A 13181-nucleotide genomic window follows, 5' to 3' on the forward strand; every position below is an offset into this window, starting at 1 on the left:
TGCGCCGCCCCTGGGAACGACCCGCTGCCCCAGGCCGACTCACCCCGGCCAGGGTCCGCCGCAGCTTTCGGAACATCCGCCCGACAACCCCGCTCCCCGCCAGGGCACCCAAACCCACCCGACCCGGCCCCGGGCGCCCACCCGGCTCCCGCAACCGACACACCCCGACCAGCTACGACGTCGGCAAGACCGTCAAACGGGACCGCACCATCACCGCACGACGGCAACGCACAGGTTAAAGATCAAGCTAGGGTCGGAGCGTGCCCGACACCGCCGCCTACGCCATCCCGATGACCGCCCGGTTCCGCGGGATCACGGTGCGGGAGGGGCTGCTGCTGCCCGGCCCGGCGGGCTGGGGCGAGTTCTGCCCGTTCACCGAGTACGACGACACCGAGTCGGTGCCGTGGCTGGCCGCGGCGGTCGAGGCGGCGCAGGAGGGCTGGCCGGAGCCGGTGCGCGACCGGGTGCCGGTGAACTGCATCGTCCCGGCGGTCGGCCCGGAGCGCGCCCACGAGCTCGTCGTCGCCTCCGGGTGCGCCACGGCGAAGGTCAAGGTCGCCGACGCGCCCGGTTCGCTGGGCGCCGACCTCGAGCGGGTCGCTGCGGTCCGCGACGCGCTCGGCCCGGCTGGTGCCGTGCGGGTGGACGCCAACGCGCGCTGGGAGGTCGACGAGGCCGTGGCCTCGATCCGCGAGCTCGACCGCGCCGCGGGCGGCCTGCAGTACGTCGAGCAGCCGTGCGCGAGCGTCGACGAGCTCGCCGCGGTGCGACGTCGGGTCGACGTGCGGATCGCCGCCGACGAGTCGATCCGGCGCGCGGAGGACCCGCTGCGGGTGGCGGTCGCCGGGGCCGCCGACGTCGCCGTGCTCAAGTGCGCCCCACTGGGCGGGGTGCGCCGTGCGCTGGCGGTGGCGGAGGCGTGCGGGCTGCCGTGCGTGGTGTCGTCGGCGTTGCAGACCAGCGTCGGGCTCGCCGGGGAGCTGGCGCTCGCCGGGGCGCTCCCCGAGCTGGACTTCGCCTGCGGGCTCGGCACGGGCGCGCTGCTCGGGGCCGACGTGGTCGCCGACCCGTTCGTGCCGGGCGACGGCTGGCTGCCCGTACCGCGCCGGGCGCCGGAACCCGTGCTGCGGAATGCGGTCGCGGCCGACCCCGAGCGGGCGCGGTGGTGGCACGAACGGCGTGCCCGCGTGTCGGCGCTGCTGGGCTGACCGGGGCGTCCGAACGTGACCGTGGTGGTGGTCGGCGCCGGGGTGGCGGGCCTCGCGTGTGCGGTGGAGCTGGCGGCGGCGGGCGTGCCGGTGCGGGTTCTCGAACGGTCCGACGTGGTCGGCGGCCGCATGGCGACCGCCGACGTCGCCGGCCGCCCCGTCGACCTGGGCGCGGCGTACTTCACCGTGCGGGACCCGGGGTTCGCCGAGGTCGTGGCCCGCTGGGAGACCGCGGGGCTGGCCCGGCCGTGGACGGACGAGCTCGCGGTGCTCGCAGGCGGCTCCCGCGACCGCGCCCCCGGCCCGATGCGGTGGGCGGCGCCCGGCGGGCTGCGCTCGCTCGTCGAGGAGCTGGCCACGGACCTGCCGGTGCAGCTGTCGCACGAGGTGCACCGCGTCGGGCCGGGGCCGGTGGTGGACGGCGAACCCGTCGACGTCGCCGTGCTCGCGATGCCCGACCCGCAGGCGCTGCGGCTGCTCGATCCGGACGCCCCGGCTGCGGCGGAACTGGCCGAACGCCGGTGGCGCCCGGTGATCGCGGTGGCGGCCGGGTGGGCCGAGCGGGAGTGGGAACGGCTGCCGGCGGCGTTCGTCAACGACCACCCGGTGCTCTCGCTCGTCGCCGACGACGGCGACCGGCGCGGCGACGACGCCCCGGTGCTGGTCGCGCACAGCACGGGCGAGGTCGCCGCGGCGCACCGGCGCGATCCCGAGGGAGCGGCCGTCCCCGTCCTGGCCGCCGTGCGCGACCTGCTCGGGCTGACCGCCCCGCCGCAGTGGACCCACGTGCGCTACTGGCCGCACGGCGCGCCCCTGGCCGACCGGGAGCGTCCCTTCCACCTGGGTGACGACGGCGTCGCACTGGCAGGCGACGGGTGGGGCAGCGCCCGGATCGAGACGGCGTGGCGGTCCGGCACCCTGCTCGGACAGGCCGTGGCCCAACGGATCGGGGCTCGGGCGGCGGGTGGGGCGTGAGGGGCCGCCATCCGGGTGTCGTCTCCGCCCACTCCTCAGAGGAGTGCGGGCGTGGCGGGGTCGGGGTCAGTAGGGTGACGCACATGGTCGTGACGCCACTGCTGCCCGCGCTCCTCGACCCGCCGGACCGGGTCGCGCTCCGCTTCGGCGACACCGCGCTGACCTACTCCGAGCTCGCGGGCGCCGCAGGTGCGCTGGCCGCGGCGCTCGCGGGCAGGCAGCGGGTGGCCGTGCACGCCACCCCCACGCTGCACACGGCGGTGGGCGTCACCGCGGCGCTCCTGGCGGGCGTCCCGGCGGTTCCGCTGAACCCCAAGCTGGGGGAGCGCGAGCTCGGGCACGTGCTCGGCGACTCCGCGCCCGAGGTCGTGCTCGCTGCGCCCGGTGTCGAACTGCCCGGCCCGCTCGCGGCGCTCCCGCGCGTCGACGTCGACATCGCCGGCACCGGCGCGGTGCCGCGCGACGAGCCCCCGCCGAGCGCGCCGGGCCTGGTCATCTACACCTCGGGCACCACGGGGCCGCCGAAGGGGGCCGTGCTGTCCCGCGGCGCACTCGCGTCCAACGTGGACGCTCTCGCCGAGGCGTGGGAATGGACCGCCGACGACCTGCTGGCGCACGCGCTGCCGCTGTTCCACGTGCACGGGCTGGTGCTCGGCGTCGTCGGGCCGCTGCGCCGCGGCGGCACACTGCACCACCCGGGCACGCTCGACGCCCGCGCGCTCGCCGCGGCCGGGGCGTCGATGGTGTTCGGCGTGCCCACGCAGTACCACCGGCTCGCCGACCAGCTCGAGTCCGACCCGGACTCCGGTGCCGCGATCGGGCGGGCCCGGCTGCTGGTCTCCGGGTCCGCCGCGCTGACCGCCGTCGACCACGCCCGCCTGCACAAGGCCACCGGGCTCGCCGTCCGGGAGCGCTACGGGCTCACCGAGACCCTCATCCTCACCGCCGCGCGGGCCGGCGACGAGCCCGAGCCGGGCACCGTCGGCAGGCCGCTGCGCGACACCGAGGTGCGGCTGACGCCGCTGCCGGGCGAGCAGGGCGACGGGCTGGGCGCGGTCGAGGTGCGCGGGCCCGGCCTGTTCGACGGCTACCTCAACCGGCCCGACGCCACGGCGGCCGCCCACACCTCCGACGGCTGGTTCTCCACCGGCGACATCGGGCGCTGGACGCCGAGCGGGGCACTCGCGCTGGTGGGTCGGAAGGCCACCGACCTGATCAAGTCCGGTGGCTACAAGATCGGTGCGGGGGAGATCGAGAACGCCCTGCTGGAGCACGCCGGGGTCGCCGAGGCCGCCGTGATCGGCGTGCCCGACGACGACCTGGGCGAGCGCGTGGTCGCCTTCGTCGTCCCGGCCGGGAGCGCGCCGGGGGAGCGGGAGCTGATCGACCACGTGGCCGCGCTGCTGGCGCCGCACAAGCGCCCGCGTGAGGTGCGGTTCACCGACTCCCTCCCGCGCAACGACATGGGCAAGGTGGTGAAGGCGCGCCTGCCGCGCTGAGCGGAGCTCGCGGAGCGAACGGACAGCGCTGATCCTCGCGTGATTGACGGGCGGCCGTTCCGGCAACTCGATCGGATGACCGACACGACGACCCGACCCGGGAGCCGCACCTACCGCGGGCCGGCGGGGGCAGGCTCGCCGCGCCTCGCCGCACTGCCGGGCGTCCACCGTGAGGAGATCGCGCCGCAGCGGGTGCTCGAGGTCGAGCGGTACGACACCGACGACCACCGGCTGACCGCGGCCGGCATCGCGCTCGCCGTCCACCGCGACGAGGAGACCGCGTACTGGCGGCTCGACCTGCCCGACGGCGGGGAGAACGAGCGGCTGCGCGTGCCGCTGGCGTCCGAGGCGCCCGTGCCGCCTCCGGTGCCGTCGGAGCTCGCGGAACTGGTGCGCGGGGCGGCGCGGGACCGCGAGGTGCGGCCGGCGGGCCGCGTGCGCCGGGTGCGGACCGGCACCGCGCTGTACGGCGACGGCGACGCGCTCGTCGCGGAGGTCGTGCACGACCACGTGACGCTCGCGACGCTCGGCGCCGCCACCGAGGTGGAGTCCTGGACCGAGGTGGAGCTGCATCCGGCGGGCGCCGACGGGCCGCTGCTGCGAGAGGTCGAGCAGCGGATCATCGAGAGCGGGCTGTGCCCGGCCGTCCCGTCCGCCGAGGCCGAGCTGGAGCGGTTGCTGCGCCCGGCGCCGCCCGCCCGGCGCCGCACCGCGGGGCGGCGCGGCTCGGCCGGGGCGGTGCTGGTGGAGTACCTGGCCACGCATCTCGACCGGCTCGCGGCCGAGGACCTACGGGTACGCCGCGGGGGCGACGACGGCGTGCACCAGATGAGGGTGGCCGCTCGCAGGATCCGCAGCGCGCTCCAGGCCTACCGCCCGCTGCTCGACCGCGAGCGAACCGACCCGCTGGTGGACGGCCTGCGGGAGCTGGGCCGCGCGCTGGCACCGGCGCGCGACGCCGAGGTGCTGCACGAGCGCATCGCGGCCGGGCTCGCCGGGCTGGGACCCGGGGTGCTGCTCGGCCCGGTGCAGGCGCAGGTCACCCGGCACTTCGCGCGCGTCGAGGCCGAGGCGCGCGCCGCGGTGCTCACCACGCTCGACAGCGAGCCGTACGCGCGGCTGCGCACCGCCCTCGACGACCTGCTGGAGCGGCCGCCGCTGACCAAGCGCGCCGCCCGTCCCGCCCGCAAGGAGCTGCCCGCGCTGGCCGCACGCGCCGCGCGCCGGATGGAACGGGCCGTCGAGGTCGCCATCGACCCCACCCGTCCGGCGGCGGAGCGCGATGTCGCCGTGCACTCCGCGCGCAAGGCCGGCAAGCGGCTGCGCTACGCCGTGGAGGTGGCGCGCCCCGCCGTGGGGAAGCAGGCGAAGCGGTTCGCCTCGGAACTGAAGGGCTTCCAGAAGGCGCTCGGCGAGCACCAGGACATCGTGGTGGCGCGGGACGCTCTGCGTGAGCTCGGCGCGCTGGCGCACTCCGGCGGGGAGAACGGGTTCAGCTTCGGCCTGCTCCACGGCCGCGACACCGCCCGCGCGGAGCGGATCGAGGAGGAGCTGCCCCGGCTGTGGGCCGCGGCCTGGACCCGCCGCAACCGCCGCTGGCTGCGCTGACCGCCCCGACTCGCGCACGAATCGCCCGACTCGCGCGCACGAATCGCCCGACTCGCGCGCACGAATCGCCCGACTCGCGCGCACGAATCGCCCGACTCGCGGGAAACCGGGTGGGACAGCGTCCGCGAGTCGGCGTGTGAGTGCGTGCGAGTCGGCGTGTGAGTGCGTACGAGTCGGGCTGTGAGTGCGTGCGAGTCGGGCGGTGGGGGTGCGCACCGCCCGCCCGACGCGCATAGACACGGCGATGACGGCCAGCGGGACAGCGGGTCAGCCGCTCGTGGCCGACCCATCCCGGGCGGACGACGTCGTCTGCACCACCAGGTGCACGAGCTGCGCGACCGCGGGCGGCGCGACCCGGTCGGTGTCGACGGCGAGCGGGAAGCGGCCTGCGACGCGGTCGAGCTGTTTCGCCGTGCGGTCCCACGCGCGCAGCCGGGCCCGGTCGGCGGCGCTGGAGCCGCGCTGCAGCCGCCGCTCGGCCGTCTCCCGGGAGCACCGGAGCAGCACGCCGAGCCCCGATCCGCCCACGCGCTCGAACGCGTCGAGTCCGGCCGTGGCGTCGAGCGTGACGACGGGCAGGCCGCCGCCGTCGCGGATCCGGTCGAGCCGCTCGCGGTCGTAGACGAGCCGCGTGCCGTTGCGGACCTCCTCGTGGAACACCTGTGCCCAGGACCGCAGCTCGTCGAGGTGGCGCGCCGTGGCCGGCGTCGTCCCCGGCGGCGCGCCGGGGCCGGCCGCGTACGGGGGCAGCCGGTGCCCTTCCCCACGGCAGGCGGGCCGATCAAAGCGCGATACCTGCGTAGTCGTCGGTCTGCATGTCGCCCCCCTCGCCACGGTAGGGGACGTCGGTGTCCCGTGCGACGATCGCCGCGTGACCGAACCCCGGGACGCCGTCGCCGACCTGCGCCGGATCGCCTTCCTCCTGGAGCGCGCGCACGAGTCCACCCACCGGGTGCGGGCGTTCCGCACGGCGGCGGCCGCGCTCCGCAGGCGGGACCCTGACGAGCTCGCGGCGCTGGCCCGCTCCGGTGAGCTGCTGCGGCTCAAGGGCGTGGGGGAGGTGACGGCGCGCTGCGTGGCCGAGTCGCTGGCCGGTGAGGAGCCGGTGTACCTGCGCAGGCTGGAGGCCACGGAGGGCAGCCCGCTCGACGAGGCCGCCGAGGAGCTGCACAACGCGATCCTCGGCGACTGCCACACTCACACCGACGCCTCGGACGGTGGGTCGCCGCTGCGCGAGATGGTGGAGACGGCGCGCGAGCTGGGCCACCGCTACCTGGTGATCACCGACCACTCCCCGCGGCTCACCGTCGCCAACGGGCTGTCCGCGGCGCGCCTGCGCGCCCAGCTCGAGCAGATCGCCGAGCTCAACGCCGAGCTCGACGGCGGCTTCCGGGTGCTCACGGGCATCGAGGTCGACATCAACGAGGACGGCAGCCTCGACCAGGACGAGGAGCTGCTCGCCGAGCTCGACGTCGTCGTCGCGTCGGTGCATTCGAAGCTCAGGATGCCGCGCGCGGAGATGACCGAGCGGATGCTCACGGCCGTCGCCAACCCACACGTCGACGTGCTCGGGCACTGCACGGGCCGGATGGTCACCGGTAAGCGGAAGCGGCCGGAGTCGCAGTTCGACGCCGACGCGGTGTTCGCCGCCTGCGCCGAGTACGGCGTGGCCGTCGAGGTGAACTCGCGGCCCGAGCGGCTCGACCCGCCGAAGCGGCTGTTGCGGCTGGCGGTCGAGGCGGGTTGCGTGTTCACGATCGACACCGACGCGCACGCGCCCGGCCAGCTCGACTGGCTCGGCAACGGCTGCGTGCGCGCCGCGGCCTGCGGGCTGCCGCCCGAGCGGGTGCTGAACACCTGGCCGGTGCAGGAGTTGCTCACCCGCGCACGCTGAGGCCGCCTGTCCGGGCGATTCACGCGGCGTGAGCGTCGCCCCGTGGAACCGCTCGCGATGCTCCCTGACCAGGGTGAACGGCGGTCACCGTCCGTTTCCCGGTCGCCGTCACCGGGCAGGTGGGCACCACCCGGTCGCGTGGCCGCGCTCGCGGGAGGACGTCACTGCCGCTGCAATGACCGACCGTTGCTGGTGCTGGTGGTGCGGGAGGTGGCAGTGGTGCGGATGTCCGGTCTGTCTCGTGGTGTCGTGGCGACGGTGACGGCGTTCGCGCTGCTCACCCTGGCGGCGCTCCCGGCGCATGCGGCGCCGGTCCCGACGGCCGACCCCTCGGAGTGCGATGAGACCGCGTCCGAGCGGTACGACTGGGGTGAGCCCGACCGGCGCTCGGACTTCCAGGACGGCCTGCCGCCGGACTGGCACCCCTACGGGCCGGAACCCGGCCACGCGAAGAACGGCATCCGCACCCCGGAGGCCATCACGGTCGCGGACGGCGTCGTGACGATCACGGCGACCCAGGACGGCACCACCGGCGCGATGAGCTGGCACCCCGGGCAGAAGTACGGGCGCTGGGAGGCGTGTGTGCGGTCCGACGAGGGCAAGGGCGGGATCAACGCGCTGCTGCTGCTCTGGCCGGTGGCGGAGGACTTCCCGGTGGGCGGCGAGATCGACTGGATGGAGATCCTCTCCGACGACCGGCAGGAGACGAGCTTCTTCCTGCACTACGGCCCGAACAACGACCAGACGTACGGCTCGGTGCAGCACGACTCGACCGAGTGGTCGGCCTACGCGCTGGAGTGGACGCCCGAGAAGATCACCGCCTTCGTCGACGGCGAGGAGTGGTACTCGACCACCGAGACCGACAAGTTCCCGCCCCGGCCGATGAACATGACCATGCAGCTCGACTACTTCGGCGACGCGGGCGGCGGCACCGCGATGCACATGGACTGGGCGGGCCAGTGGGCACTGCCGGAGAGCGAGCCCGCCGAGCTGTCGCTGGCTCCCGGTGACCCGGCGACGGGGCAGCCGAAGGACTACCCCGAGCGCGCCCCGCGCGTGCTCGACGACCCGGGCGGCAGCTGAAAACCCGCGAGGTGGGGCCGCCCGTCGGCTACGGTCGATCATGTGCGGCACCACTACTTCCTCTGAGGGCGCGGACCCCGCGGCCACGGCACCCGCTTCGGCGAACCGGGCCGCGGTTTCGCCTGTCCGCGTCCGTCGCACCCGCGGATCTCCGTCCGGAGTCCGCGCCCCGGAGGAATCGTGTCCACCACCGCCCCCACCCGTTCGCGCGCCCATCTCACCGCCACCGACGTCCACCTGGCCCGCGGCGGCCGTCCGGTCCTCACGGGCGTCGCCCTCACCGTCGCCGCGGGCGACCGGCTCGGCGTCGTCGGCGAGAACGGCCGCGGCAAGACCACACTGCTGCAGGTCCTGTCCGGTCGGCTCGGCCCCGACACGGGGTCCGTGCGCCGCGCCGGCTCGATCGGCGTCGCCGACCAGGAGATGCCGACCGGCGGCGACCGGTGCGTCGGCGACCTCATCGACGTCGAGCTCGCCGAGGTCCGGGCGGCGCTCGCCGCGTTCGAGGCCGCGACCGCCGCGTTGACGGTAGGCCGTCCCGGTGCCGACGCGGACTACGCCGCGGCGCTTGCCGTCGTCGAGGCCCTCGACGCCTGGGACGCCGACCGGCGCGTCGACCTCTCGCTGGCCGCGCTCGGCGCGGTCGACGACCGCTCCCGGCCGCTGCGCACGCTGTCGGTCGGGCAGCGCCACCGGATCCGGCTGGCCTGCCTGCTCGGCGCCGGCCACGACCTCCTCCTGCTCGACGAGCCGACCAACCACCTCGACGCCGGCGGTCTGGAGCACCTCACCGAGCGGCTGCGGGCCCACCCGGGCGGTGTCGTCCTGGTCAGCCACGACCGGGCGCTGCTGGCCGACGTCGTCACATCGGTGCTCGACCTCGACCCGAGCAGCGACGGCCGCCCGCGGACGTACGGTGGCGGGTACCGCGGCTACCGCGAGGGGCGGTGCGCCGAACGGGAGCGCTGGCAGGCCCGTCACCGCGCGCAGCAGGAGGAGCGGCAGCGGCTCGCCGACGACCTCTCCGCGGCGCAGAACCGGCTGTCGACGGGCTGGCGGCCGGACAAGGGCACAGGCAAGCACACTCGCGCGGCGCGGGCGCCCGGACTGGTCCGGGCGGTGCACCGGCGGCAGGAGGACCTCGAGGCGCACGTCGTGGACGTCCCGGTGCCGCCACTGGAGTTCCGGATGCCGACGCTTCCGGCGATCCCGGGGGTGACGCTGCTGCGCGCCGACGACGTGACGGTGACCGGTCGGCTCGCCGGCCCGTGTTCGCTCGCCCTGTGCTCCGGGAACCGCCTGGTGGTCGCCGGGCCGAACGGCGCGGGCAAGTCGACGCTGCTGGCCGTGCTCGACGGCAGCCTGGAGGCGACTGCGGGCGGTGTGCATCGTGCGCGCAAGGCGCGGATTGGGCTGCTGCGGCAGGAGTCGCCGCGGCCGTCCCGTCGGCGGGCGGTGGAGGTCTACGACGCGGCGACGGCCCGGCTCGTCACCGCCGGGCAGCTCCCCGCGGCCGAGGTGGTGCCGCTCGGGCAGCTGGGCCTGCTCACCTCCTGCGACGCCGCCCGGCCGGTGACCGAGCTGTCGATCGGCCAACAGCGCAGGCTCGACCTGGCCGTCCTGCTCGCCGCCCGGCCGCACGTCGTGCTGCTCGACGAGCCGACCAACCACTTGTCGATCGCCCTGGTCGACGAGCTCACCGCGGCGCTCGCGACCACCCCGGCCGCGGTCGTGGTCGCCACCCACGACCGGCAGCTGCTGCGCGACACCGCGGGCTGGCCCCGACTGCGCCTCACGGGCTGAGCCGGCGCGGCACGACACTGGGCCGGGTCAGCCGCGCCGGGCGGACAGGTCGTCGGCGGTGGGCGGGTTCGCCCCGCGGCGCGAGCAGGTGATCGACGCAGCGAGCGCGGCCTCGTCGAGGAGGGCGTCGAGGGTGCCGGCGTCGACCGCGCGGAGGGCGGTCCGGTTCGCCGCGCCGAGCAGGTCACGCCGGTGCAGCCCGGCGAGCAGGGCGGCGGAGAACGTGTCGCCCGCCCCGACCGTGTCGACGACGTCGATCGGGACGCCGGGGCGGCGCGCCCGCAGCCCGGCAGAGGTGCCGGCCAGCACGCCGTCGCCGCCGAGGGTGACGGCAACGATCGCGGGCCCGCGTCCGAGCCAGTCCTCCAGGACGGCCTCCGGCGTCGAGCCGGGCACGAGCCAGTCGAGGTCCTCCGAGCTGACCTTCACGACGTCCGCGACGGCGAGCAGCTCGTGCGCCCCGGCCAGTACGTCGGCGGGGTCGCCCATGAGCAGCGGACGGCAGTTCGGATCGTAGCTGATCGTCGCCGTGGCCGCCGCGCGGGTCATCAGCTCGCGGAGCACCGCGGCCCCGGGCGGGGTGGTCAGCGCGAGCGAGCCGGAGTGCAGCGCGACGACGGGCCCGTCGAGGGCGCCGGCGAGCTCGCCGGTCGTCCACTGCCAGTCGGCGGTGCCGTCGATGCGGAAGTCGTAGGTCGGGCCGCCGTCGGGCCCGACGGCCACCATCGCGAGCGAGGTCTGTTCGGTCGCCGCGACGGCGTGGTCGAGCTCCACGCCGTTGACGGTCAGGTGATCGCGCAGGCGGCGGCCGAGCACGTCGTCGGCGATCCGGGCCAGCATCCGGGCGGGCACGCCCAGCCGGGCCAGCGCGACGGCGACGTTGGCGGGGCTCCCGCCGGGCGCGATCTCGAGGTAGTCGCCGACGGGCGCGGGGACCAGGTCGACGAGCGCCTCGCCCGCGACGGCGACGATGCCTGCGCTGTTCGGTGTGCCGATGACCGTTCCTTCCGCAGGGCGGGCGGCGCCCGCAGACCTCGGGCGATACTAGGGGAACCAGCTTGGCCTGGTCAGGCTTGACCAGTACGCTGGTGCGATGGCGGAACAGGTGAACGTCTACGAGGCGAAGACCCACCTGTCGCGGCTCCTGGAGCGGGTCGAGGCAGGCGAGGAGATTGTGATCGCGCGCAACGGGCGCCCGGTGGCGCGGCTGGTCCCCACTCAGCGGCAGGGGTCACCGCGGGTCCCCGGCGCGTGGAAGGGGAAAGTCTGGATCGCCGACGACTTCGATGAGACGGACGAGGAACTCATCGACCTCATGTACAACGGGCCGATCTTCCCCAGTGAGGACGACAGCCTGTGAGAGTTCTGCTGGACACCCACGTCCTCCTGTGGTGGATGGCGGAGATGCCGCGACTCGGATCGGCTGCACGTGCAGCGATCGACAGCCCTGAGACCGATGTGCACATCTCCGCCGTCACCGTCGGCGAGATCGAGATCAAGAGGGCTCTCGGCAAGCTCGATGCTCCGGACGACATGCCCGAACAGATGGACCGACACGGCTTCACCGAACTGCCGCTCACGGTCCGACACGCCGTGGCAGTGCGCGAACTGCCGCTGCACCACAAGGACCCTTTCGACCGCATGCTCGTCGCCCAGGCCCGCGTCGAGGGCCTGACGCTCGTCACGGCGGACCGGGCGATCAGCAAGTACGACGTCCGGATCCTCCCGGCCGGCGACTGAGATCGCGGTCAGCCGCGCAGCCGCCCGTTGAGGTTGGCCAGCACGCCGTCGTGGATGCGCTGGAGGCCCTTCGGCGCGAGCGTCCGTTCGAAGAACCCGCCGATCCCGCCCGCGCCGTTCCACGTCGTCTCCACCGTGACCACGCTGGTGTCCGCGCCCTGCGGCGTCACCGTCCACGTCGTGACCATGCTGGAGTTGGCGTCCTTCTCGACGATCCGGCCCTCGGCGGGCACACCGACCTCGATCAGCTGGTCGCGCACCCGCTTCTTCGTGGCCTGCAGCGTCCAGTGCACCCGGCTGCCCGCGCCCTGGCCGCCCGCCTCCACGCGGTAGTCGCGGTAGTTCTCGGTGAGGATCGCGGGCCGCACCGTCTCGTAGTCGCTCAGCGCCGCGGTCACGCGCTCCGCCGGGGCGCCGATCGTGGCCTGCGTCCGTGCCGTCACCTGTCCCATGCGCGCCATCCTGCACCCGCCTCAGAAATCCGACCTCCCCGCCACCCCGCTCCGTAGGTTGCGGGAAACGTGGACACCACCGAGATCAGCGCAGGCACCACCGCCGAGATCACCACCGTCGCCGAGCTGGAAGCCGTCGTCGGCACGCCCCTGCCGTACGTGGCGGAGAAGGCCCGGCCCACGCTCGACCCGATCGACCGGCAGTGGATCGCGCACTCGCCGCTGTGCCTCGTCGCCACCAGCGCGGCCGACGGCAGCTGCGACGTCTCCCCGAAGGGTGACCCGCCCGGGTTCGCCCACGTCCTCGACGAGCGCACCCTCGCGCTGCCCGAGCGCCCCGGCAACCGGCGGGTCGACGGCTACCGCAACATCCTCACCAATCCGCACGTCGGGCTGCTGTTTCTCCTGCCCGGCCGCGGCGACACCCTGCGTGTCAACGGCCGCGCCCGGCTCGTGCGCGACGCCGAGTACTTCGACGCGATGGTCGTCAACGGGCACCGGCCGATCCTGGCGCTGGAGGTGGCGGTGGAGGAGGTCTTCTACCACTGCCCCAAGGCGTTCCTGCGCTCGAAGCTGTGGCACCCCGAGGAGTGGAACCCCGAGGCGGTGCCCGCCAAGGCGCGAATCTCGAAGGCGGTGGAGCGCCCGGACGACCCGATCGAGGAGCTCGAGGCCTACTACGGGCCGTCCTACGCCGAGCGGCTCTACCGGTCCTGACCGGGCGCCCAGCCGCGTGCGCTCTCGGCCGTGCCACTGAGCTGTTTGCCGGCTTCGATGATCGTGCCACCGTGATGGTCCTCCACCCGCTGTTCGACGGCCGCCGCCGCCGCGCGCAGGCCGGGCGCCGCGGCCCGCGACGGCAGTGGCGAGCGGGGTCCCCATGGACGTCGGCCCGTGCATGGGCACGCCCGCCTCAGGT

The 13181-nt window shown here is 75.1% G+C and carries 14 protein-coding genes; 10 read left to right on the forward strand and 4 right to left on the reverse strand.

Annotated elements, in window-relative coordinates; all coding sequences use genetic code 11:
* The first annotated feature begins 260 nt into the window (after nt 1–260).
* The 4 genes from KME75_RS34455 to KME75_RS34470 all read left to right on the forward strand — a co-directional run bounded on the left by KME75_RS34455 (nt 261) and on the right by KME75_RS34470 (nt 5290).
* Nucleotides 261–1208 carry an o-succinylbenzoate synthase gene (locus tag KME75_RS34455; RefSeq protein WP_308283345.1) on the forward strand — a complete coding sequence of 316 codons (948 nt, stop codon included), beginning with the start codon at nt 261–263 and terminating at the stop codon, nt 1206–1208.
* A gap of 15 nt (nt 1209–1223) precedes the next feature.
* Entirely contained in the window at nt 1224–2183 is a 960-nt protein-coding gene (locus KME75_RS34460; protein WP_219419128.1) for an NAD(P)/FAD-dependent oxidoreductase, read from the forward strand.
* 83 nt (nt 2184–2266) lie between these two features.
* Nucleotides 2267–3682, forward strand: a complete 1416-nt coding sequence (locus tag KME75_RS34465; protein WP_219419129.1) for an AMP-binding protein — start codon at nt 2267–2269, stop codon at nt 3680–3682.
* 75 nt (nt 3683–3757) lie between these two features.
* Nucleotides 3758–5290: a CYTH and CHAD domain-containing protein gene (locus tag KME75_RS34470; RefSeq protein WP_219419130.1), complete on the forward strand. Its 1533-nt coding sequence runs from the start codon at nt 3758–3760 to the stop codon at nt 5288–5290.
* Nucleotides 5291–5557: 267 nt separating this feature from the next.
* Here KME75_RS34470 and KME75_RS34475 read toward each other — a convergent pair whose 3' ends face one another.
* On the reverse strand, nt 5558–5950 hold the full coding sequence (locus KME75_RS34475) for a hypothetical protein (RefSeq protein WP_219419131.1): 393 nt from the start codon (nt 5948–5950) through the stop codon (nt 5558–5560).
* Between the two features lie 211 nt (nt 5951–6161).
* On the opposite strand from KME75_RS34475, the gene KME75_RS34480 reads away from it, so the two are divergent.
* From KME75_RS34480 to KME75_RS34490, 3 genes are all read left to right on the forward strand, one after another.
* Nucleotides 6162–7184 (forward strand): PHP domain-containing protein, encoded by a 1023-nt coding sequence (locus KME75_RS34480; protein WP_219419132.1) that lies wholly within the window; start codon nt 6162–6164, stop codon nt 7182–7184.
* A 192-nt stretch (nt 7185–7376) separates the two neighbouring features.
* A complete protein-coding gene (locus KME75_RS34485; protein WP_308283347.1) occupies nt 7377–8267 on the forward strand; it encodes a glycoside hydrolase family 16 protein in 891 nt (296 codons plus the stop codon).
* A gap of 177 nt (nt 8268–8444) precedes the next feature.
* The gene (locus KME75_RS34490; RefSeq protein ID WP_372452745.1) at nt 8445–10070 is read left to right on the forward strand and encodes an ATP-binding cassette domain-containing protein; all 1626 of its coding nucleotides are present in this window, start codon (nt 8445–8447) and stop codon (nt 10068–10070) included.
* A gap of 27 nt (nt 10071–10097) precedes the next feature.
* Here KME75_RS34490 and KME75_RS34495 read toward each other — a convergent pair whose 3' ends face one another.
* Nucleotides 10098–11066 carry a carbohydrate kinase family protein gene (locus tag KME75_RS34495; RefSeq protein WP_308283348.1) on the reverse strand — a complete coding sequence of 323 codons (969 nt, stop codon included), beginning with the start codon at nt 11064–11066 and terminating at the stop codon, nt 10098–10100.
* A gap of 97 nt (nt 11067–11163) precedes the next feature.
* On the opposite strand from KME75_RS34495, the gene KME75_RS34500 reads away from it, so the two are divergent.
* On the forward strand, nt 11164–11430 hold the full coding sequence (locus KME75_RS34500) for a type II toxin-antitoxin system Phd/YefM family antitoxin (RefSeq protein ID WP_219419135.1): 267 nt from the start codon (nt 11164–11166) through the stop codon (nt 11428–11430).
* Nucleotides 11427–11810, forward strand: a complete 384-nt coding sequence (locus KME75_RS34505) for a type II toxin-antitoxin system VapC family toxin (protein ID WP_219419136.1) — start codon at nt 11427–11429, stop codon at nt 11808–11810. The genes KME75_RS34500 and KME75_RS34505 overlap by 4 nt, the downstream gene beginning before the upstream one ends.
* Before the next feature lie 8 nt (nt 11811–11818).
* Here the strand turns inward: KME75_RS34505 and KME75_RS34510 are convergent, their stop codons facing one another.
* Nucleotides 11819–12262, reverse strand: coding sequence for an SRPBCC family protein (locus KME75_RS34510; protein ID WP_219419137.1), 444 nt, complete (start codon nt 12260–12262; stop codon nt 11819–11821).
* A gap of 69 nt (nt 12263–12331) precedes the next feature.
* Between KME75_RS34510 and KME75_RS34515 the strand changes: the two genes are divergently transcribed.
* Nucleotides 12332–12979 (forward strand): pyridoxamine 5'-phosphate oxidase family protein, encoded by a 648-nt coding sequence (locus KME75_RS34515; RefSeq protein ID WP_308283346.1) that lies wholly within the window; start codon nt 12332–12334, stop codon nt 12977–12979.
* Here the strand turns inward: KME75_RS34515 and KME75_RS34520 are convergent.
* The coding region (locus KME75_RS34520; protein ID WP_219419138.1) for a hypothetical protein at nt 12967–13181 on the reverse strand (215 nt) is incomplete at its 5' end. The genes KME75_RS34515 and KME75_RS34520 overlap by 13 nt on opposite strands.

It is taken from the genome of Pseudonocardia nigra (assembly GCF_019396355.1).
Taxonomy (GTDB): Bacteria; Actinomycetota; Actinomycetes; order Mycobacteriales; family Pseudonocardiaceae; genus Pseudonocardia; species Pseudonocardia nigra.